Raw genomic sequence first — 19,874 nt, 5'->3', positions numbered from 1 at the left:
GTGAGCCGGAGCCGCGGGGGGTCTTCCGGCGGGTGGCAATCGCGGGAGGCGGGAGGCGTGAGAGGCGTGAGGCGGCGGACGTAAACGTTTGCGCAAGCGTTTACGTCTGCCGTCGAATGCGATACCTTCCCCGCCTGGGCCGGATGCGGAGGAGGGAGCGCCATGCCGACCATGGCCGACGTCGCGCGGAGCGCAGGGGTCTCCGTGGCGACCGTCTCGCACGTGCTGAACGGCACCCGGCCGGTGCTGCCGCACACCCGCCAGGCGGTCCTGGACGCCGTGGAGGAGCTCGGTTACACCACCAACACCCTGGCCCGGTCCCTGGTGACGTCCCGGACCCGGTCCATCGGGCTGGCGGTGTCGGCGATCAGCAACCCGTACTTCACGGAGATCCTCCAGGGTGTCGAGGCCGCCGCGCTGGAGGCCGGCTACAGCCTGCTCATCGCCGACCCGCACGACGAACCGGAGCACGAGCGCAAGGTCGTCCAACTGCTGCACGAGCGCCGGGTGGACGGCATGATCGTCGCGCCCTCCCCGGACCCGCGCGGGCTGCTGGCCTACCTGGGGCGGCACTCTGTACCGGCCGTGTTCCTCGACCGGCTGGTGGACGCCCCGGCGGCGGACGGCAGCGCCCGGTTCGACCAGGTGTGCGCCGACAACGCCGAGCCGACGTCCCGGCTGGTCACGCATCTCGCCGAACTGGGGCACAAGCGGATCGGGCTGGTGGCGGGGCTGCCGGGGCTCAGCACCACGACCGAGCGGATCATGGGCTACCGCAACGGCCTCGCCTTCGCGGGCCTGCCCTACGACGAGCGGCTCCTGGTGCACGGCGCCTCGGAGTCGGCCGGCGCCGAGCAGGCCACCGCCGACCTGCTGTCCCTCGGCGCACCGCCCACCGCGCTGGTCACCGGCAACAACGCCATGACCATCGGCGCGCTGCGGGCCCTGCGCGCCCGCGGGCGTTCGGTGCCCGGCGACATCGCGCTGTGCTGCTTCGACGACTTCGCCTGGGCGGACCTGTTCACGCCCCGGCTCACCGCGATCGCCCAGCCCAGCAAGGACATCGGCGCCCGGGCCGTCCGCGTGCTCCTGGAGCGTCTGGCCGAGCCGGACCGGCCCGCCCGGACCGTACGGCTGCCCTGCGCCTTCGTGCACCGCTCCTCGTGCGGCTGCCCCGACCCGTCCGACAGCCCGTCCGCAAGCCCGTGAGACGGCCCGTCCGAGAGCCCGTCCGAGAGCCCGTCCGAGAGCCCGTCCGAGAACTTGTCCGAGAGAGGAACCCCGTCGTGATCGTCGTCGCCGGTGAGGCACTGATCGACCTGGTACCGCGGGGCACGGGTGCCCTGGCGGCCCTGCAGCCCGCCCTCGGCGGCGGCCCGTTCAACACGGCCGTCGCGCTGGGCCGCCTCGGCTCCCGCGCCGCCTTCTGCTCCCGGGTGTCGCACGACGCGTTCGGGCAGGCCCTGCTGGACCGGCTGCGCGAGACCGGCGTGGACGTGTCGTCGGTGCAGCGGGGCTCCGAGCCGACGACGCTCGCCGTCGCCACCGTCGGGGAGGACGGCTCGGCGGCGTACTCCTTCTACGTCGACGGGACGGCGGACCGGCTGTTCACGGCGCCCTCCGCGCTGCCGTCGGGCACCCGCGCGGTGTCCTTCGGGACCTGCTCGCTGGTGCTGGAGCCGGGGGCGAGCGCGTACGAGGAGCTGATGCGCGCGGCGGCCGCGCAGGGGGTGTTCACCGCGCTCGACCCGAACATCCGGGCCGGGCTGATCCCGGACGCGGACGCCTACCGGGCGCGGTTCAAGAGCTGGCTGCCGTCGGTGACGCTGCTGAAGCTGTCCGAGGAGGACGCCGAGTGGCTCGGCGGCACGCCCCGGGAGTGGCTGGCGGCCGGTCCGGCGGCGGTCGTGATCACCCGGGGCGGCGACGGGCTGACGGCGTTCACCGCCGACGGGGGCGAGTACGCCGTCCCCGGCGAGCGGGTGGAGGTCGTGGACACCATCGGCGCGGGCGACACGGTCAACGCGGCGCTGCTGCACGGCCTCGCGGTGCGCGACGCGCTCAGCGAGCCGGCGCTGGCGGCTCTGGGGTCCGACGGGTGGTCGGAGCTGCTGGGCTTCGCCGCGCGCGCGGCGGCCCTGACGTGCTCCCGGGCCGGTGCGGAGCCGCCGTACGCGCATGAGCTGGAGGGCTGAGACCCCTCGGGGCCGGGCGGCGCCCGGGTCGCTCAGCCCGTCTCCCCCACCGCGCGCAGCGCGCCGGGCCGCCGGCCGTTGAGGCGGTCCAGGGCGGCCGCCGTGGCCTCGTCCGCGGGGAGGTGGACGACGAGGCTCTGCCCCTCGTCGGGCAGGGCGAGCGTCTCCTGCAGCAGGCGGAGCGGGCCGGCCTCGGGGTGCTCGATGTGCTGGGAGCCGGTCCGCCGTGGTGCCGTGGCGAGGTCGGCGAAGCGGTCGGTGAACTCCGCCCCCGCCGTCACGGTCAGCTCGTCGGCGAGTTCGGCGACGTACGGGTCCCGGAGGGGGACGTCGTGGCGGAGCCGGGCGACCAGGTCGTCCGCCAGGTGGCTCCAGTCGCGGTGGAAGCGGCGCGCCCGCTCGTCGGTGAACAGGTAGCGGAGCAGGTTGGGGCGTTCGCCGTCGAGCTGCCCGAGGGGGCCGGCCAGCCGTTCGTAGCCGGCCGTGTGGGCGAGGACGTCGCCGATCCAGTTGACCACCAGCGCCGGAGCCGGTTCGAGGTGGTCGAGCACGGCCCGCAGGGTCGGGCGCGCCCGGCGGCTGAGCGGCGGGGCCGCCGCGCAGACCAGCGGGTCGCCGCCGTCCGCCTCCTTGGTCAGGCGGCGCAGCAGCAGCCGGTCCGCGAGGGACAGGTGCAGGGCGTCGGCCAGGGCGCCGAGTACCTGGGCGGACGGGTTGCGGTCGCGGCCCTGTTCCAGGCGGGTGAGGTACTCGACGCTGATGCCGGCGAGCGTGGCCATTTCGGCGCGCCGCAGGCCCGGGGTGCGGCGCCGCGGCCCGGTGGGCAGGCCCACTTCGGCGGGGGTGACGGCTTCGCGCCAGGTGCGCAGGAAGGTGCCCAACTCGTTGTCGCTCACCCGGTTGAACGTACAGCGCCGGCCGCCGCGGAGGGTGGCCCTGCCACTACCAGGCTCCGGCCGGTCTCCCTCCCGGGCCGCGCGCCCTGCAGGGTGGAGGCATGACGAAGGACACCGCACCGGCCGCTGCCGCCACCGCCCTGCCGCTCGCCCCGGGCCTCTGGGCCCTCGACCCGTTCCACTCCTCCGTGAACTTCACCATCCGCCATCTGGGCATCGCCAAGGTGCGGGGGCGTTTCGAACGGCTGGAGGCCGAACTGTCCGTCGGGGAGCGGGCCGAGGACGTACGCGTCTCCGCGACGGTCGACCTGGCCTCGATCGACACCGGCAACGCCGACCGGGACGCGCATGTCCGCGCCTCCGACCTGCTCGACGTCGAGAAGCGCCCGACCATGACGTACCGCTCGACGCGGGTGTCGGGGGCGGGCGAGGACTGGACGATGGAGGGCGAGCTGACGATCGGCGACGTGACCCGTCCGGTGACGCTCGCCGTGGCGTTCGGCGGGCTGGTCGACGTGCCCATGGACGGCAGCCGGCACGCCGGGTTCGAGGCGACGGGCGAGATCCGGCGCAGTGAGTTCGGCCTCGACTTCGCGCCGGGGCTGCTCGGCGAGGTGGTGAAGATCCAACTCGACATGCAGTTCGTCGAGCCGAAGAGCGGCTGACCCGTCCGCGGAACGCACCGTGCCCCACGGGGAGTTCCCCGTGGGGCACGGCGCGTGGTGCCGGCGTGCGGAGCACGGCGTCCGCGGCTCACGCGTCGGGCGGGAGCCGCGGGGCCGCAGGGGCCGCGGGGGCCGTCAGCTCTTGGCCGTCCGCGTCGTCTTCTTCGCGGCGGCCTGCGCGGTCTTGGCGGTCTTCGTGGCCTTGGCCGACTTGGTGGCCGCCGTCTTCTTGGTGGCCGCCGTCTTCTTGGTCGCCGTGCCGGTGACCCTCTTGGTGGCGGTCTTCTTCGCCGTGATCTGCGCCGCGACGGCCTTCTTCGCCGCCGTCCTGCGCGGTGCCTTCACCGAGGACGCGTCGCTGATGCGGTCGGCGCCGAGGATCTCCCGCAGGAACTTGCCGGTGTGGCTGGCGGGGACGGCGGCGACCTCCTCGGGCGTGCCCTCGGCGACGACCAGGCCACCGCCGGCGCCGCCCTCGGGGCCCATGTCGACGATCCAGTCGGCCGTCTTGATCACGTCGAGGTTGTGCTCGATGACGATGACCGTGTTGCCCTTGTCCACCAGGCCGGACAGGACCTTCAGCAGCTTGCTGATGTCCTCGAAGTGCAGACCGGTGGTCGGCTCGTCCAGGACGTAGACGGTGCGGCCGGTGGAGCGCTTCTGCAGTTCGCTGGCGAGCTTCACGCGCTGCGCCTCACCGCCGGACAGGGTGGTCGCGGCCTGGCCGAGGCGGACGTAACCGAGGCCGACGTCCTTCAGCGTGTTGAGGTGACGGGCGATGGCGGGGACGGCCTCGAAGAACTCGGTCGCCTCCTCGATCGGCATGTTCAGCACCTCGGCGATGGACTTGCCCTTGTAGTGGACCTCCAGGGTCTCCCGGTTGTACCGGGCGCCGTGGCAGACCTCGCACGGGACGTAGACGTCCGGGAGGAAGTTCATCTCGATCTTGATCGTGCCGTCGCCGGCGCAGTTCTCGCAGCGGCCGCCCTTGACGTTGAAGGAGAACCGGCCGGGCATGTAGCCGCGGACCTTCGCCTCGGTGGTCTCGGCGAACAGCTTGCGGACGTGGTCGAAGACGCCGGTGTACGTCGCCGGGTTGGAGCGCGGGGTGCGGCCGATGGGCGACTGGTCGACGTGGACGACCTTGTCGACGAGGTCGTCGCCGTCCACGCGCGTGTGCCGCCCGGGGACGCTCCGGGCGCCGTTCAGCTCGCGGGCCAGGTGCGTGTACAGGATGTCGTTGACCAGCGTCGACTTGCCGGAGCCGGAGACTCCGGTGACGGCCGTGAACACGCCCAGCGGGAAGGACACGTCGATGTCCTGGAGGTTGTTCTCCCGGGCGCCGTGCACCGTGAGCTGCCGGGACGGGTCCAGCGGGCGCCGGATGTCGGGCAGCGGGATGGCCTTCCTGCCGGACAGGTACTGACCGGTCTGGGACTCGGCGTTGGCGAGCAGCTCCTTCAGGGAGCCGCTGTGCACGACCTTGCCGCCGTGCTCACCGGCGCCGGGGCCGATGTCGACGATCCAGTCGGCGGTCTTGATGGTGTCCTCGTCGTGCTCGACGACGATGAGCGTGTTGCCCATGTCGCGCAGCCGGACCAGGGTCTCGATGAGCCGATGGTTGTCGCGCTGGTGCAGGCCGATGGACGGCTCGTCGAGGACGTAGAGCACGCCGACGAGGCCGGAGCCGATCTGGGTGGCCAGGCGGATGCGCTGGGCCTCGCCGCCGGAGAGGGTGCCGGCCGCGCGGTTCAGCGAGAGGTAGTCCAGGCCGACGTCGACCAGGAACCGCAGCCGCTCGTTGACCTCCTTCAGCACGCGCTCGGCGATCTTCTTGTCGCGGGCGGTGAGCTTCAGCTCGCCCAGGAAGTCCGCGCAGTCGCTGATGGACATCGCGGAGACCTCGGCGATGGACTTGCCCATGATCGTGACCGCGAGGACGATCGGCTTCAGGCGCGTGCCCTCACAGGTGGGGCAGGGCACCTCGCGCATGTAGCCCTCGAAGCGCTCGCGGCTGGAGTCGCTCTCGGCCTCGCTGTGCCGGCGCTTGACGAAGGGGACGGCGCCCTCGAACGCTGTGGTGTAGCGGCGCTCGCGCCCGTAGCGGTTGCGGTAGCGGACCTCGACCTGGGTCTTGTGGCCGTGCAGCAGGGCCTTCTTGGCGCGCTGCGGCAGACCCGCGAAGGGGATGTCCGTGCGGAAGCCCAGCGCGTCGGCGAGGGCGCCGATGAGGCGGCCGAAGTAGTCCTTGGTGTGGCCGTGCGACCAGGGGTGGATCGCACCCTCGTCGAGGCTCTTGTCCGGGTCGGGGACGATCAGCTCCGGGTCGACCTCCATGCGCGTGCCGATGCCGGTGCAGTCCGGGCAGGCGCCGAAGGGCGAGTTGAAGGAGAAGGAGCGGGGCTCCAGCTCCTCGAAGGACAGGTCGTCGTACGGGCAGTACAGGTGCTCCGAGAACATCCGCTCGCGCTCGGGGTCGTCCTCGGGGAGGTCGACGAAGTCGAGCACGACCATCCCGCCGGACAGGCCGAGGGCGGTCTCGACGGAGTCGGTGAGGCGGCGCTTGGCGCCGTCCTTGACGGTGAGGCGGTCGACGACCACCTCGATGGTGTGCTTCTCCTGCTTCTTCAGCGTGGGCGGGTTCGACAGCTGGATCGTCTCGCCGTCCACCCGCGCGCGGGAGTAGCCCTTGGTCTGGAGCTCGGAGAAGAGGTCGACGAACTCGCCCTTGCGCTCGCGCACCAGCGGCGACAGCACCTGGAAGCGGCTGCCCTCGGGCAGCTCCAGGACCCGGTCGACGATGGCCTGCGGCGACTGGCGCGTGATGGGGCGGCCGCACTCGGGGCAGTGCGGCTTGCCGATGCGTGCGAAGAGCAGGCGCAGGTAGTCGTAGACCTCGGTGATCGTGCCGACCGTCGAGCGCGGGTTGCGCGAAGTCGACTTCTGGTCGATGGAGACCGCCGGGGAGAGGCCCTCGATGAAGTCGACGTCCGGCTTGTCCATCTGGCCGAGGAACTGCCGGGCGTACGAGGAGAGGGACTCGACGTAGCGCCGCTGCCCCTCGGCGAAGATCGTGTCGAAGGCCAGCGAGGACTTGCCCGACCCCGACAGGCCCGTGAAGACGATGAGCGAGTCGCGCGGGAGGTCGAGCGAGACGTTCTTGAGGTTGTGCTCGCGCGCTCCACGAACGATGAGACGGTCGGCCACGCCGGTCCGCACCTTTCTTGAGAGAAGTGACAGGGGCGAGGCCCCCGTCTTTCTCAGACTAGGGGGAGCCACTGACAACGCCGGTCGGATTCACGGGTTGCCAACAAACCCCGGCTCTCCAGCATGCCCGACGCCACGTCCGACCATATAGCACGTGCTTTCGATTTACGGCACTGCTTCACCACCTTCACCCGAAGGAGTGGCGAGGCTAGGGTCAGCACCATGATTGATCACGCTCATGACCTGGCGTCTGTACGTGCCGCGACGGAGCGGCTGCTGCTCGCAGTCGGCGCACTGGACAACGCCGCTGTGACGGAGCCGTCACGGCTGCCCGGCTGGAGCCGGGGCCACGTGCTGGCCCACCTGGCCCGCAACGCGGACGCCCTCGTGAACGTCCTTCAGGGGCGCCCCATGTACGTCTCCGGCGAGGCCCGGGACGCCGACATCGAGCGGGGCGCCCCCCGCCCGCTCGACGCCCAGCTCGCCGACCTGCGCGAGAGCGCGGCCCGCTTCCAGGAGGCCGGGGACGTTCCCGCGGACTGGTCGCGCACGGTGGAGCTGCGCAACGGGGTCACCGACTCCGCGTCGCGGGTGCCGTTCCGGAGGTGGGTGGAGGTGGAGCTGCACCACGTGGACCTCGGGATCGGCTACGAGCTGGAGGATCTGCCGGCGGAGTTCACCGAGCGGGAGATCGTCTTCCTGGCCGACCGGTTCTCCGGGCACCCCGGCGTCCCGCCCACGCGGGTCACCGACGGCACGCGCGCGTGGAGCACGGGACGGGAGGCGGGCGACGGACCCGAGGTGACCGTCACCGGGTCTCCGGCGGACCTGCTGGGCTGGCTCGCCGGCCGTCGCGACGGGTCCGCGCTGACCGTGGACGGCGGGCCGCTTCCGGCGCTGCCCCCGCTCTAAGGCCGCGGCCGCCGTCCCACCGCCACGTCCTGCGACCGTACGTCCCACCGCCACGGACCGCGGCCGCCGGTCCCACCGCCGCGGGGCTGCGGCCACTGCCCCGCTATAGGCTTGCGGACATGACGTACAGCGGACAGGTGACGGTCGGCGGGCCTGCCGACGTGCACGAGCTCAAGGACCTGATGATCACCAAGATCGCGGTGGGTCCCATGAACAACAACGCCTATCTGCTGCGCTGCCGGGCGACCGACGAGCAGCTTCTGATCGACGCGGCGAACGAGGCGCAGACGCTGCTCGGCATGATCGGTGACGACGGCATCGCGTCCGTGGTCACGACCCACCGGCACGGCGACCACTGGCAGGCGCTCGCCGAGGTCGTGGCGGCCACCGGCGCCCGCACGTACGCGGGCCGGGAGGACGCCGAGGGCATCCCCGTACCGACCGACGTACTGGTCGACGACGGCGACACCATCCGGGTGGGGCAAGTGGAACTCACCGCGCGCCACCTGGTCGGCCACACGCCCGGCTCGATCGCCCTCGTCTACGACGACCCGCACGGGCATCCCCATGTGTTCACCGGGGACTGCCTCTTCCCGGGCGGTGTGGGCAACACCCATCAGGACCCCGAGGCGTTCGCCCGTCTCCTCCATGACGTCGAAACCAAGATCTTCGGCGTCCTCCCGGACGAGACGTGGGTCTACCCCGGCCACGGCGACGACACGTCCCTGGGCGCGGAGCGCCCGCAGCTGCCGGAGTGGCACGCGCGCGGGTGGTGAGCCGCGCACACGCCCCGTGTGAACCGTTCGCACACGCCGGTGCCGTACGCGCGCTCCCCTCCCCTCTGATCACGCAGTGAACTGGGAGCAGCCCCGCACAGGAAGACGGCTCCTGAGCGGATGGGCCGCCGGCCTGTCGATCCCCGCCCCTGGGCCGGCGACCCCGGCCCTTTCCCGCAGGAACGGCCTCTTCCGGCAGGAAGGTAAGGGGCGCTCGCCGTGGCCGGCAGGGGCTTACCGGCGACGGCTCACGTGTCGGCCTTCCCCGGCCCCGCCAGTGCCGCGACCCGCTCCACGCCGAACACGTACCCCTGGACTCCGCACCCCGCGATGACCCCGTCGGCACGCAGTGAGACGTACGAGTGGTGCCGGAACGCCTCGCGCTGGTGGATGTTGGAGATGTGGACCTCCAGCACCGGCATGCCGTCACAGGTGTTGAGCGCGTCCAGGATGGCGACGGAGGTGTGCGAGTAGGCGCCGGGGTTGATCACGATCCCGCAGTGGTGCAGCCGCGCCTCGTGGATCCAGTCGACCAGTTCGCCCTCGTGGTTGGACTGGCGGAAGTCGACCGTACCGCCGTGCGCGGCCGCCGCCTTGGCGCACAGGGCCTCGACGTCGGCGAGCGTGTCGGAGCCGTAGATCTCTGGCTGGCGCTGGCCCAGCAGGTTCAGGTTGGGGCCGTTGAGGATCATGATCGGGGCGTTGGCCAGGGTGCGGGGCACGGTTCCTCCGGTCCGTCGGGGGTCGGGCGGTCCGTGGCGGGCCGCCGCTCAGAGCCGGTCTATCACGCTGCACCGGCAGCCTGCCGGGCCGTGGCCTCCGGGCAGCATGAGGCCGACCGGCCGTGCTGACCGGCCGTAGGGACCTGCACGACCATGACGCGGACCCCCGCTCCCGGCGCACGGTCGTCCCGGCACCCGGCACCCGGCGCATCACGGTCACTCAGCGAGGGCCCGCGCCGCACCCGCCGAGGGCCCCCGGCCCTCCACGCGCCCCCGTAACCGGTGATCACCGTGGGTAGTTGACGCGGCATGCACGACGTACGCACCGCAAAGGCGCCCTCCATGCCGCGTCTCGCGGCCGCCTCGCTCGCCGGCACGGCCATCGAGTTCTACGACTTCTTCGTCTACGGCACCGCGGCGGCCCTGATCCTCGGGCCGCTGTTCTTCCCGACCTTCTCACCGGTCGCGGGGACGCTGGCCGCCTTCGCCACCTTCGGCGTCGGGTTCGTGGCCCGGCCGCTGGGTTCGGTGCTCTTCGGCCACATCGGGGACCGGCGCGGGAGGCGGCCGGTGCTCCTCGCCTCCCTGCTGCTGACCGGTGCCTCCACGGTCGCGGTCGGCTGTGTGCCGGCCTACGAAGCGATCGGCGTGGCCGCTCCCCTGCTGCTCCTCGTGCTGCGGTTCCTTCAGGGGCTGGGGCTCGGCGGGGAGTGGGGCGGGGCGGTGCTGCTGACGGTGGAACACGCGCCCGCCGGGCGGCGCGGGCTGTGGTCCAGCTTCCCGCAGATCGGCCCGGCGCTGGGCTTCCTGCTCGCCAACGGTGTGGTGCTCGGGCTGTCGGCGACCCTGTCCGAGGCGGAGTTCGCCGCGTGGGGCTGGCGGGTGCCGTTCTGGGCGGCGGGGGTGCTGGCCGTGGCGGGCCTGTGGCTGCGGTCCTCGCTCGCCGAGAGTCCCCGCTTCCTGGAGATCGACGACCACGCGCGCGTGCCGCTCGCCGAGGTCCTGCGGCACCACTGGCGCCTGCTGCTGCTCACCGGCGGGGCGCTCGCGATCGGCTACGCGATCTTCTACGCGGTGACGACCTGGTCCCTCGCCTACGGCACGGAACGGCTCGGGGTCGGCCGCGGTGTCATGCTGACCTGCATCATGGGCGCGGTGGTCGTGAAGGGGGCGCTCACCCCCGTGGTGGCCCTGCTCGGGGACCGCTACGGGCGGCGGCCCCTCTGCCTGGCCGGATGCACGGCCGCCGCCCTGTGGATGTTCCCGATGGTCGCCCTGTTCGCCACCGGGGCCCCGCTGCCGATGTTCCTCGGCTTCCTCGGCGCGATGCTGGCGTTCATCACGATGTTCGCCGTGATCGCCGCGTATCTGCCGGAGCTGTACGAGCCGCGCGTGCGCTGCACCGGCGCCGCCGTCGGTTACAACCTCGGCGGGGTCGTCGGGGGCGCGCTCACCCCGATCGTGGCGACGGCCCTGGCCGAACAGGGCGGGCGGGTGCCGTGGGGTGTGGCCGCGTATCTGACGGCGATCGCCCTGTTCAGCCTGATGTGCTTCGCGCTGCTGCCGGAGACACGGCCGGTGACGGCGGGGGATGCCGCGGCGGCGGAAGCGACCTCCGGGTGAACGGGGTGGGGTCGCGGCGACCGCGGCCCGAGGCGGTCTACGGATTGATCGCGAGCTCCAGGTACGCCGCGAAGAGCACCAGGTGGACCCCGCCCTGCAGCGGCGTGGCCCGGCCCGGCACCACGGTCAGGGAGGCGACCACCACGGTCAGGGCGAGCAGCACCATGTGGGTGGCGCCGAGGCCCAGGACCAGAGGGCCGGAGAGCCACAGGGAGGCGAGCGCGACGGCGGGGATGGTCAGCCCGATGCTGGCCATCGCCGAGCCGAGGGCGAGGTTCAGGCTGGTCTGCACGCGGTCGCGGCGGGCGGAGCGCAGCGCCGCGATGGTTTCCGGGAGCAGCACCAGCAGCGCGATGATCACACCGACGACGGCTTGGTGCAGCCCGGCCGCCTCCACCCCCGACTCGATGGTGGGTGAGACCCCCTTGGCCAGTCCGACCACGCCGATCAGGGCCAGGCCCAGCAGTCCGAGGCTGATCAGAGCCGTACGGGCGGTCGGCGCCTCGGCGTGCTCCTCGGCGGTGATCACTTCGCCGTGCCGGGTGATCGGCAGGAAGTAGTCCCGATGCCGCACCGTCTGCGTGGCCACGAACAGCCCGTACAGGACGAGTGAGGACAGTGCCGCGAAGGTCAGCTGGACGGTGGAGAACTCCGGGCCCGGCTTGCTGGTCGTGAAGGTCGGCAGGACCAGGCTGAGCGTGGCCAGGGTGGCGACGGTCGCGAGGGCGGCGCCGGTGCCCTCGGGGTTGAAGACGGCGGTGCCGTGCCGCAGCGAGGCGACCAGGAGACAGAGCCCGACGATGCCGTTGCAGGTGATCATCACCGCCGCGAAGACGGTGTCGCGGGCCAGGGTCGCGCTCTTGTCCCCGCCGTCGGCCATCAGGGTGACGATGAGGGCGACCTCGATGATCGTGACGGCGACGGCGAGGACGAGGGAGCCGAAGGGTTCGCCGACCCGGTGGGCGACGACCTCCGCGTGGTGCACGGCGGCCAGGACGGCTCCCGCGAGCACCAGGGTCACCACGGCGACGACGACGGCCGGCAGATCGCGTCCCCAGGTGAGGACCAGCAGCACGGCGGCGAGCAGCGGCACCAGGGTCGTCCACTGCGCCGTGACCGGCCTGCGCCGAGCGATCATGCAGTGATCGTCGCAGAGGTGACGAGGGCCCGCACTCCGGTCGTGACGGGCCCCGTTCCCCGCGGTGCGGGACTATGCCAGGTCACGCGCGTCCACGACGTCGCAGTTGGTGAACACCCGGTCGCCGGTGCTCAGCGCGTCCAGCCGCTCCGCCATCCTGCTGGTCTCCGGGTCGTCGCTGTTGCGCGTGGCGTCCTCGTACGACTCGAACTCGATCACTGCCAGGTAGCGGTCGGGCTTGTCCCGGTCCTTGAGCAGCATGCTGTGGGTGGGGCCGCCCGCGTGGCCGGCGGAGCGCTGCCCCCCCTCCGCGACCAACTGCCGCATCTCCTCCAGGCGCTCGGTCTCGAAGTCGATGATCTGGACGAACTTCATGGCACCTCCAGCCGGCCACGGCGCCCCCGGCCGGGGAACGCGCTCAGGTCCAAGCAAGCACCGGGACCGGTGGTCGGCAATTCGCCGGCCACCGGTCCCGGTGTTGGTTGTTCCTGTGTCCGAGGGGGTCAGACGTCGATGCTGTCCTTCGGGGTGTTGCCGCTCTGGTCCTGCTCCGCCTCGGCCGCCGCCTGCTTCTTGGAGGCACGGAGGCTGGTGATCGTGGTGACGATCAGGACGGAGCAGATGACGCCCAGCGAGACCGGAATGCTGATCTCGGGGACGTGCATGCCCGACTCGTGCAGCGCGTGCAGCACGAGCTTCACGCCGATGAAGCCCAGGATGATCGACAGGCCGTAGGAGAGGTGGACCAGCTTCCTCAGCAGGCCGCCGATGAGGAAGTACAGCTGGCGCAGTCCCATCAGGGCGAAGGCGTTGGCCGTGAAGACGATGTACGGGTCCTGCGTCAGGCCGAAGATCGCGGGGATGGAGTCCAGCGCGAACAGCACGTCCGTGGTGCCGATCGCGAGCATCACGACCAGCATCGGGGTCATGACCCGCTTGCCGTTCTCCTGGATCCACAGCTTGGTGCCGTGGTAGCGGTCGGCCACACCGAAGCGGCGCTCGGCGGCCTTGAGCAGCTTGTTCTCCTCGTACTCCTCGTCGTCCTCGTCCGCCCGGGCCTCCTGGATGAGCTTCCAGGCGGTCCAGATGAGGAAGGCACCGAAGAGGTAGAACACCCACGAGAAGCTGGCGAGGATCGCCGCACCGGCCGCGATGAAGATCGCCCGCAGGACCAGGGCTATCAGGACACCGATGAGCAGCACACGCTGCTGGTACTGCGAGGGAACCGCGAACTTCGCCATGATCAGGACGAAGACGAAGAGGTTGTCCACGCTGAGGGACTTCTCGGTGATGAAGCCCGCGAAGAACTCACCGGCCGGCTGCCCGCCGCCGAACATCAGCAGGCCGAGCCCGAAGAGCACGGCCAGAGCGATCCAGACGACCGTCCAGATCCCGGCTTCCTTGATCGACACGTCGTGCGGCTTGCGGCCGATGAAGAAATCGACGGCGATCAGGGCGGCGAGACCCACGATCGTCAGGACCCATAGGGTCACGGAAACATCCACTGCGCCTCCGGCAGTCGTAACGGCAAGTGTCAGCGTCGTCGCTGCCGGAGGTCTCTTCCACCCAAGGATGGGCCGACGCCCCGGGACCAGGCCTGATCCGTATTGACGGGAACGCCGCAGCAGACAGGGAGTACTCCCCTCCGTGCCCACAACAGTACCCAATCACCAAGAACAGGTAAAGCGCTTGGCAAAAGAAAGATCAAAACCGCTGGTCAGGGAGCTTTACAGGAACTTGGTGCGCGCAGCCGCGACCTGGGCGAGCACCTGCTGGAGGACCTGGCTTCCGGGCGGCACGAGCGACGGCTCGTACGTCCAGGCGTGACCCACCCACGGGTCGGCGAGGTGGTCGTCGGGCACCGGCGTCAGCCTGAGGAGTGAACGCCACAGCGGGTCCAGCAGAGGACCGTAGGCGGAGGACTCCTCACGGTCCGCGACCATCATCAGGTGGACGCCGAAGGAGGGCCCCTCGTCGGCGAGGTAGCGCAGCTGGTTCACGGCACGGTCGTCGAAGCCGTGCGGGAAGTCGTTGACGATCAGCAGTTGCTGGGAGGTGTCGAAGCCGGGCGGGAGGGCGTCGGCGGCACCGCCCCGGACCGCCATCTGCACCAGGTCGACCCGCTGGGTGAGCCGGGTCAGCACGTCCGTCACCCCGGCGGCGCCGAGCGCGGGCGGGGCCGCGAGCACGCCGGTCTGCACCAGGGGCGCCAGCGCCTGCGCGCCCGAACCCGCCGGGTCGATGACGTGGACGGTGAACTCGCCCGCCGGATAGACGGCGAGCAGCCGGGCCGCGTGCGCGACGGCCGTCTCCATGGCGAGCCGTCCCAGGGCGTGCGCGTCGGCGAAGGAGTCGTCGGACGAGGCGGTTCGTCCGCTGTCGATCCACAGGCCCCGCTCCAGCGGCAGCCGGACCAGCATCGGGATGCGGACGCGGTCGGCCTCGGGAAGGTGGAGGTCACCCAGGCGCAGGGCCATGGGGATCTCCATCGGCACCCGGTAGGCGTGCCAGGCGGGGCTGTCCCAGCGGGCGTAGGCCGGCGGCAGGGCCGGTTCCACGACCTCTGCCTCGGCCACGAGCTGGGCGAGGTCGCGGTCGAGAGCTTCGCGGGCCTGGTCGACGAGCCGGGCGTGCCGGGCGCGGGCCGCCTCCCGGGCGGCGTCGCCCTGCCCGCCGATCCGGCTGCGCGGGTCGGACAGGACCTGCTCCAGCTCCTTGTCCATGCGGGACTCGGCGAAGTCGACCGCGCTGCGGTAGGCCGCGGTGGTGCGGGCGAGGTCCTCGAACATGCCCCACACCTGGTTGTAGAGCCGCTCGTCCATGGACCAGCCCGTCGCGTCGCCGGCGACGGGCTGTGCGGGCTGCCCGGGTGCGGCGGGGGGCGCGGTGGGAGGCGGCGGGGGCGGGGCGGCGTTCTGCCGGCGCGGGTGGCTGTAGTCGATCGGGCCGCCCGCGGTGGGCGCGGACTGCGCGGTGACGGCGTCGGGCTCCGGGCCGGAGCCGGGGTACGACGGCGGCTGCGGGGCCGGTTGGCCCGGTCCGGCCGGGGTGTGGCCGCCGTAGGGGGACGTCGGGGGCACCGGGCCGGGCTGGGGCGCGATGCCGCTCTGCTCCGGGCCGAGGGCCGGAGCCGCCGCCTGGCGGGAGCGGTCGCCGTCCGCCGTGCGCGGCGGGGGCGCCTGCACCGATCGGGCGAGCCCCTGGGCGACGGCGTCGTTGATGCTCCCGGCGAGCTGCCGGGCCTGTTCCAGGCCCTGGTCGGCGAGGAGTTCGGCGAGTCCGCCGGCGTAGCCCTGGCCGACGGCGCGCACCTTCCAGGCGCCATGCCGGCGGTAGAGCTCCAGGGCGACGACGGCCGACTCGGCGTCCAGGCCGGTGAGGGTGTAGTTGGCGAGCTCACCGCCGTCGAGTCCGGTGACGGCGACGAAGGGGGCGGCCACGGACCCGAACCGGAGCGGGCCCGCACCGCCGGTGGGCAGGGCGAGCAGCACACTGACCCGGTGGACGGCCTCCGGCATGGCGTCCAGGTCCACCGCGAGGCGGTGGTCGGCGGCGGCCTGCCGGGAGACCTCGAGACCCGGCTGGGTGGGCGCGCCCGGGTGGGCCACCCACTCCACACCGTCGATCCGGCCGTTCTCGTCGCTGAGCGCGGCCGCCGCCACGACCGGTGTGCCGGCCGAGACCCGGATCTCGAGACGGGCCTGGGAGAGCGGGTGATTCTGCCCCCGCACCAGCTCGGCCGTCATCGCCTTCGTCCCCCTGTGTCGTTGTGTGGTGTCGTGTGCCGCTCGCCGGGCCCGCCGGTCCGGGTCCCGGGTGCTCTCAGAGCACCGGCAGGATCGCCGGCATCAGGTCCTGGAAGGTGCGGCCGTTGGCCGGGTTGCCCAGGGCCGTCATGGTCCAGCCCGCGCCCGTGCGGTGCACCTTGGCCATGATCTGGGCCGTGTACTGGCCGCCGCCGGCGAGCGTGTAGCGGGCGAGCTCCTGGCCGTTGGTCTCGTCGACCAGGCGGCAGAACGCGTTCTGCACCTCCTGGAACGTCTGGCCCGTGAAGGAGTTCACGGTGAAGACGATCTGGTCGATGTGGACCGGGACGCGCGCGAGGTCGACGAGGATCGCCTCGTCGTCGCCGCCCTGGCCGACACCGCCGACGAGGTTGTCACCGGTGTGGCGCACGGAGCCGTCGTCGCTCACCAGGTGGCGGAAGAAGACGACGTCGACCGGCTGCTTGTCGGCGAACAGGACGGCGGAGGCGTCCAGGTCGATCTCCCTCGTGCGCGAGCCGAAGAGGCCGCGCCGGGGAGCCGCCTGCCAGCCGAGACCCATGCGCACCGCGGTCAGGCTGCCTCCGTCGTTCTTCTGCAGACTGATGGCCTGACCCTTGGTCATGTTGACGGTCACGCGCTGATTCCCCTCTCGAACGTCCCCTGTTGCCGCGCGATCGCGGTTGACCAGCACCTTACGCAGGGGCACTGACAGCGACGTACCCCGGTCCGCACTTTGTGTCGGTCTTGCAACACTGCGCGTGCGCGGTGCGCCGTCAGGCCAGACCCGCCTCCTTCATCTGGCGCAGCTCCTTCTTCATCTCGGAGACCTCGTCGCGCAGCCGGGCCGCGATCTCGAACTGGAGCTCGGCCGCGGCGGCCCGCATGCGCGCGGTGAGTTCCTCGATCTGCCCGGCGAGTTCGGCCGCGGGGCGGTCGGTGGGCACCGTCTCCTTGGCCTTGCCCTTGGCCTTGGCGGGCTTGGTGCCGTCGGCACCCCGGCCGAGGGAGGGCACGGGCGCCTTGGTGCCGCCGCCGTCCTTGCGGGCCTTGCGGTAGCCCGAGCCGAGCAGCTGCTCGGTGTCGATGTCCTCGCGGGCGATCTGGGCGACGATGTCGTTGATCTTCTTGCGCAAGGGCTGGGGGTCGATGCCCTTCTCCTTGTTGTACGCGATCTGCTTCTCGCGGCGGCGGTTGGTCTCGTCGATGGCCTTCGCCATCGCCGGGGTGATCTTGTCGGCGTACATGTGGACCTGGCCGGAGACGTTGCGCGCGGCACGGCCGATGGTCTGGATCAGGGAGGTGCCGGAGCGCAGGAAGCCCTCCTTGTCGGCGTCCAGGATCGCCACGAGCGACACCTCGGGCAGGTCGAGACCCTCCCGCAGGAGGTTGATGCCGACGAGCACGTCGTACTCGCCGGAGCGCAGCTCGCGGAGCAGCTCGACACGGCGCAGGGTGTCGACGTCGCTGTGCAGGTAGCGCACCTGGATGCCCAGCTCGAGGAAGTAGTCCGTGAGGTCCTCGGCCATCTTCTTGGTGAGCGTGGTGACCAGGACGCGCTCGTCCTTCTCGGTGCGCTGCCGGATCTCGTGCACCAGGTCGTCGATCTGGCCCTCGGTGGGCTTGACGACGACTTCCGGGTCGACGAGGCCGGTGGGGCGGATGATCTGCTCGACGACGCCGTCGGAGCGGGAGAGCTCGTAGGTGCCCGGGGTCGCCGACAGGTAGACCGTCTGGCCGACGCGCTCCTGGAACTCCTCCCACTTCAGCGGGCGGTTGTCCAGGGCGGAGGGCAGGCGGAAGCCGTGGTCGACGAGGGTGCGCTTGCGGGAGGCGTCGCCCTCGTACATGGCGCCGATCTGCGGGACCGTGACGTGCGACTCGTCGATGACGAGGAGGAAGTCGTCCGGGAAGTAGTCGAGCAGCGTGTTCGGCGGGGAGCCGGGGAGGCGGCCGTCGAAGTGCATCGAGTAGTTCTCCACGCCGGAGCAGGTGCCGATCTGGCGGAGCATCTCGAGGTCGTACGTCGTGCGCATCCGCAGGCGCTGGGCCTCCAGGAGCTTGCCCTGCTTCTCCAGCTCCGCCAGGCGCTCGGCGAGCTCCTTCTCGATGTCGTTGACGGCCCGCTCCATGCGCTCGGGGCCGGCGACGTAGTGGGAGGCCGGGAAGACGTAGAGCTGCTGGTCGTCGCTGATGATCTCGCCGGTGAGCGGGTGCAGGGTGGAGAGCGCCTCGATCTCGTCGCCGAACATCTCGATGCGGACGGCGAGCTCCTCGTAGACCGGGAAGATCTCGATGGTGTCGCCGCGGACGCGGAAGGTGCCGCGGGAGAACGCCATGTCGTTGCGTGTGTACTGGATGTCCACGAAGCGGCGCAGCAGCTCGTCGCGGTCGACCTCCTCGCCGACCCGGAGCGGGACCATGCGGTCCACGTACTCCTGCGGGGTGCCCAGGCCGTAGATGCAGGAGACCGAGGCGACCACGACGACGTCGCGGCGGGTGAGCAGCGAGTTGGTCGCGGAGTGGCGCAGCCGCTCGACCTCCTCGTTGATCGAGGAGTCCTTCTCGATGTAGGTGTCCGACTGCGGGACGTAGGCCTCGGGCTGGTAGTAGTCGTAGTACGAGACGAAGTACTCGACGGCGTTGTTCGGGAGCAGCTCGCGGAACTCGTTCGCCAGCTGCGCGGCCAGCGTCTTGTTCGGCGCCATCACGAGCGTGGGGCGCTGGAGCTTCTCGATCATCCACGCGGTGGTGGCCGATTTGCCGGTGCCGGTCGCGCCGAGCAGGACGACGTCCTTCTCGCCGGCCTGGATGCGCCGGGCGAGGTCGGCGATGGCGGTCGGCTGGTCGCCGTTGGGCTGGTAGGGGCTGACGACCTCGAAGGGCGCCACCGAGCGTTCGATCTGGGAAACGGGCCGCATGGGTTCCACCGTACGACTCCGCACTGACAACCGGCTCCGGTCAGCGGTTCTGCGGGGTGCGGGAGCGGCTGTGGGCCACGGTGCGGCGGGGGCGCAGCCGCAGGCGCCGCGGGTTGTGGTGGGCGGCGCTGTGGGTGCGGGCGGGGATGCCGGGCCGGGGCTCGGCGGGTGGGACCGCGGGCTTCCCCCTGACCATCAGCGGGTCGAACATCACCACGACGCCCGCGAGCAGCAGGAAGGCGAGCGGGCCGATCAGCATCGGGGCGAGCAGGGAGGCGGCGGACACTCCCGAGGTGGGCTCGGCCGTGCCGTGCAGGTGGACGCTGAGGCCGGCCATGCCGGTGTAGTGCATGCCGCTGACGGCGAGTCCCATGACGAGGCCGGCGCCGACGCTCCAGAGGAATCCACGGACCTGGCCGGCCGCCCACAGGGCGGCGGTGGCGGCGCACATGGCGATCAGGACGGAGAGCGCGACGGTGAGGACGTCGTACTCCAGCGTCCCGTCGAGACGCATGCCGGCCATGCCGAGGTAGTGCATCGAGGCGATGCCGAGGCCCGTGAGGGTGCCTCCGGTGAACAGGGCGGTTCCCCTGGCTCCCCTGTAGCCGACGATGAAGATCCCCACGCCGACCATCACGATCGCGACGGCCAGGCTGGCGAAGGTCATCGAGCCGTCGTAGTGGATCGGGGCCCCGCGGACGGTGAACCCCATCATCGCGACGAAGTGCATGGTCCATATCCCGGAGCCGATCGCGGCGGAGCCCAGGGCGAGCCATCCGGGACGCCAGGACCGGGCCACGAGCATGGATCTGGTGGTGCAGCGCAGCCCCAGGGCCCCGCCGAGGCAGGCCATGAAGTAGGCCACGAGGGGTGTGACCAGGCCGTAGCTGAATCCGTCGACCGTGCCCTGCATGCGCGGCTGCCCTTCCCGCCCTTTGCGTCCCGGAATTCCGGTTGTGCGCCCCCCTCCCAGGACCGCAGGAGCGGTCAGGGCTGACGGAAGAGAGTATGACCCCCACCGGAATGGTCGAACGACTTTCCGGCAAAGAAACACG

General features: G+C 71.6%; 16 protein-coding genes. 6 read left to right on the top strand and 10 right to left on the bottom strand.

The window, feature by feature from the left end; all coding sequences use genetic code 11:
- The first annotated feature begins 162 nt into the window (after positions 1 to 162).
- Complete coding sequence (locus ABZY20_RS02660; protein ID WP_356435493.1) at positions 163 to 1,209, top strand: LacI family DNA-binding transcriptional regulator; 1,047 nt, start codon at positions 163 to 165, stop codon at positions 1,207 to 1,209.
- Positions 1,210 to 1,286: 77 nt separating this feature from the next.
- Positions 1,287 to 2,195 carry a carbohydrate kinase gene (locus ABZY20_RS02655; RefSeq protein WP_356435490.1) on the top strand — a complete coding sequence of 303 codons (909 nt, stop codon included), beginning with the start codon at positions 1,287 to 1,289 and terminating at the stop codon, positions 2,193 to 2,195.
- Positions 2,196 to 2,227: 32 nt separating this feature from the next.
- Here ABZY20_RS02655 and ABZY20_RS02650 read toward each other — a convergent pair whose 3' ends face one another.
- A complete protein-coding gene (locus ABZY20_RS02650) occupies positions 2,228 to 3,091 on the bottom strand; it encodes a helix-turn-helix domain-containing protein (RefSeq protein WP_356435487.1) in 864 nt (287 codons plus the stop codon).
- 101 nt (positions 3,092 to 3,192) lie between these two features.
- Between ABZY20_RS02650 and ABZY20_RS02645 the strand changes: the two genes are divergently transcribed.
- On the top strand, positions 3,193 to 3,756 hold the full coding sequence (locus ABZY20_RS02645; RefSeq protein WP_356435484.1) for a YceI family protein: 564 nt from the start codon (positions 3,193 to 3,195) through the stop codon (positions 3,754 to 3,756).
- 135 nt (positions 3,757 to 3,891) lie between these two features.
- On the opposite strand, the gene uvrA is transcribed toward ABZY20_RS02645, so the two are convergent.
- Entirely contained in the window at positions 3,892 to 6,963 is a 3,072-nt protein-coding gene (gene uvrA, locus ABZY20_RS02640) for an excinuclease ABC subunit UvrA (protein WP_356435481.1), read from the bottom strand.
- 222 nt (positions 6,964 to 7,185) lie between these two features.
- On the opposite strand from uvrA, the gene ABZY20_RS02635 reads away from it, so the two are divergent.
- Both ABZY20_RS02635 and ABZY20_RS02630 read left to right on the top strand, forming a co-directional pair.
- Complete coding sequence (locus ABZY20_RS02635; protein ID WP_356435478.1) at positions 7,186 to 7,875, top strand: maleylpyruvate isomerase family mycothiol-dependent enzyme; 690 nt, start codon at positions 7,186 to 7,188, stop codon at positions 7,873 to 7,875.
- A 119-nt stretch (positions 7,876 to 7,994) separates the two neighbouring features.
- Positions 7,995 to 8,651, top strand: a complete 657-nt coding sequence (locus tag ABZY20_RS02630) for an MBL fold metallo-hydrolase (RefSeq protein WP_356435475.1) — start codon at positions 7,995 to 7,997, stop codon at positions 8,649 to 8,651.
- Positions 8,652 to 8,899: 248 nt separating this feature from the next.
- On the opposite strand, the gene aroQ is transcribed toward ABZY20_RS02630, so the two are convergent.
- On the bottom strand, positions 8,900 to 9,373 hold the full coding sequence (gene aroQ, locus ABZY20_RS02625) for a type II 3-dehydroquinate dehydratase (protein WP_356435472.1): 474 nt from the start codon (positions 9,371 to 9,373) through the stop codon (positions 8,900 to 8,902).
- A 342-nt stretch (positions 9,374 to 9,715) separates the two neighbouring features.
- On the opposite strand from aroQ, the gene ABZY20_RS02620 reads away from it, so the two are divergent.
- Positions 9,716 to 10,996, top strand: coding sequence for an MFS transporter (locus ABZY20_RS02620; RefSeq protein WP_356435470.1), 1,281 nt, complete (start codon positions 9,716 to 9,718; stop codon positions 10,994 to 10,996).
- Positions 10,997 to 11,033: 37 nt separating this feature from the next.
- On the opposite strand, the gene ABZY20_RS02615 is transcribed toward ABZY20_RS02620, so the two are convergent.
- The 7 genes from ABZY20_RS02615 to ABZY20_RS02585 all read right to left on the bottom strand — a co-directional run bounded on the left by ABZY20_RS02615 (position 11,034) and on the right by ABZY20_RS02585 (position 19,732).
- Positions 11,034 to 12,134, bottom strand: coding sequence for an ionic transporter y4hA (locus ABZY20_RS02615; RefSeq protein ID WP_356435467.1), 1,101 nt, complete (start codon positions 12,132 to 12,134; stop codon positions 11,034 to 11,036).
- A 72-nt stretch (positions 12,135 to 12,206) separates the two neighbouring features.
- The gene (locus ABZY20_RS02610) at positions 12,207 to 12,509 is read right to left on the bottom strand and encodes a hypothetical protein (RefSeq protein WP_356435465.1); all 303 of its coding nucleotides are present in this window, start codon (positions 12,507 to 12,509) and stop codon (positions 12,207 to 12,209) included.
- A gap of 128 nt (positions 12,510 to 12,637) precedes the next feature.
- Positions 12,638 to 13,639, bottom strand: a complete 1,002-nt coding sequence (locus ABZY20_RS02605) for a TerC family protein (RefSeq protein WP_356435462.1) — start codon at positions 13,637 to 13,639, stop codon at positions 12,638 to 12,640.
- A gap of 222 nt (positions 13,640 to 13,861) precedes the next feature.
- Positions 13,862 to 15,880: a TerD family protein gene (locus ABZY20_RS02600; protein ID WP_356435459.1), complete on the bottom strand. Its 2,019-nt coding sequence runs from the start codon at positions 15,878 to 15,880 to the stop codon at positions 13,862 to 13,864.
- A gap of 76 nt (positions 15,881 to 15,956) precedes the next feature.
- Complete coding sequence (locus tag ABZY20_RS02595) at positions 15,957 to 16,535, bottom strand: TerD family protein (protein WP_356435457.1); 579 nt, start codon at positions 16,533 to 16,535, stop codon at positions 15,957 to 15,959.
- Positions 16,536 to 16,674: 139 nt separating this feature from the next.
- The gene (uvrB, locus tag ABZY20_RS02590; RefSeq protein ID WP_356435454.1) at positions 16,675 to 18,819 is read right to left on the bottom strand and encodes an excinuclease ABC subunit UvrB; all 2,145 of its coding nucleotides are present in this window, start codon (positions 18,817 to 18,819) and stop codon (positions 16,675 to 16,677) included.
- Positions 18,820 to 18,859: 40 nt separating this feature from the next.
- The gene (locus ABZY20_RS02585; protein ID WP_356435451.1) at positions 18,860 to 19,732 is read right to left on the bottom strand and encodes an MHYT domain-containing protein; all 873 of its coding nucleotides are present in this window, start codon (positions 19,730 to 19,732) and stop codon (positions 18,860 to 18,862) included.
- Positions 19,733 to 19,874 lie beyond the last annotated feature (142 nt).

Source organism: Streptomyces sp. NPDC006624, from assembly GCF_040611555.1.
Lineage (GTDB): Bacteria > Actinomycetota > Actinomycetes > Streptomycetales > Streptomycetaceae > Streptomyces.
This window is presented reverse-complemented; position numbering and strand designations above follow the sequence as displayed.

Excerpts from the sequence above, each read along its gene's own strand:
- ABZY20_RS02610 (WP_356435465.1), bottom strand. The coding sequence starts at position 12,509 with ATGAAGTTCGTCCAGATCATCGACTTCGAGACCGAGCGCCTGGAGGAG.
- ABZY20_RS02585 (WP_356435451.1), bottom strand. The coding sequence starts at position 19,732 with ATGCAGGGCACGGTCGACGGATTCAGCTACGGCCTGGTCACACCCCTC.
- ABZY20_RS02615 (WP_356435467.1), bottom strand. The coding sequence starts at position 12,134 with ATGATCGCTCGGCGCAGGCCGGTCACGGCGCAGTGGACGACCCTGGTG.
- uvrB (WP_356435454.1), bottom strand. The coding sequence starts at position 18,819 with ATGCGGCCCGTTTCCCAGATCGAACGCTCGGTGGCGCCCTTCGAGGTC.
- ABZY20_RS02600 (WP_356435459.1), bottom strand. The coding sequence starts at position 15,880 with ATGACGGCCGAGCTGGTGCGGGGGCAGAATCACCCGCTCTCCCAGGCC.
- ABZY20_RS02660 (WP_356435493.1), top strand. The coding sequence starts at position 163 with ATGCCGACCATGGCCGACGTCGCGCGGAGCGCAGGGGTCTCCGTGGCG.
- ABZY20_RS02635 (WP_356435478.1), top strand. The coding sequence starts at position 7,186 with ATGATTGATCACGCTCATGACCTGGCGTCTGTACGTGCCGCGACGGAG.
- ABZY20_RS02630 (WP_356435475.1), top strand. The coding sequence starts at position 7,995 with ATGACGTACAGCGGACAGGTGACGGTCGGCGGGCCTGCCGACGTGCAC.
- ABZY20_RS02645 (WP_356435484.1), top strand. The coding sequence starts at position 3,193 with ATGACGAAGGACACCGCACCGGCCGCTGCCGCCACCGCCCTGCCGCTC.
- ABZY20_RS02620 (WP_356435470.1), top strand. The coding sequence starts at position 9,716 with ATGCCGCGTCTCGCGGCCGCCTCGCTCGCCGGCACGGCCATCGAGTTC.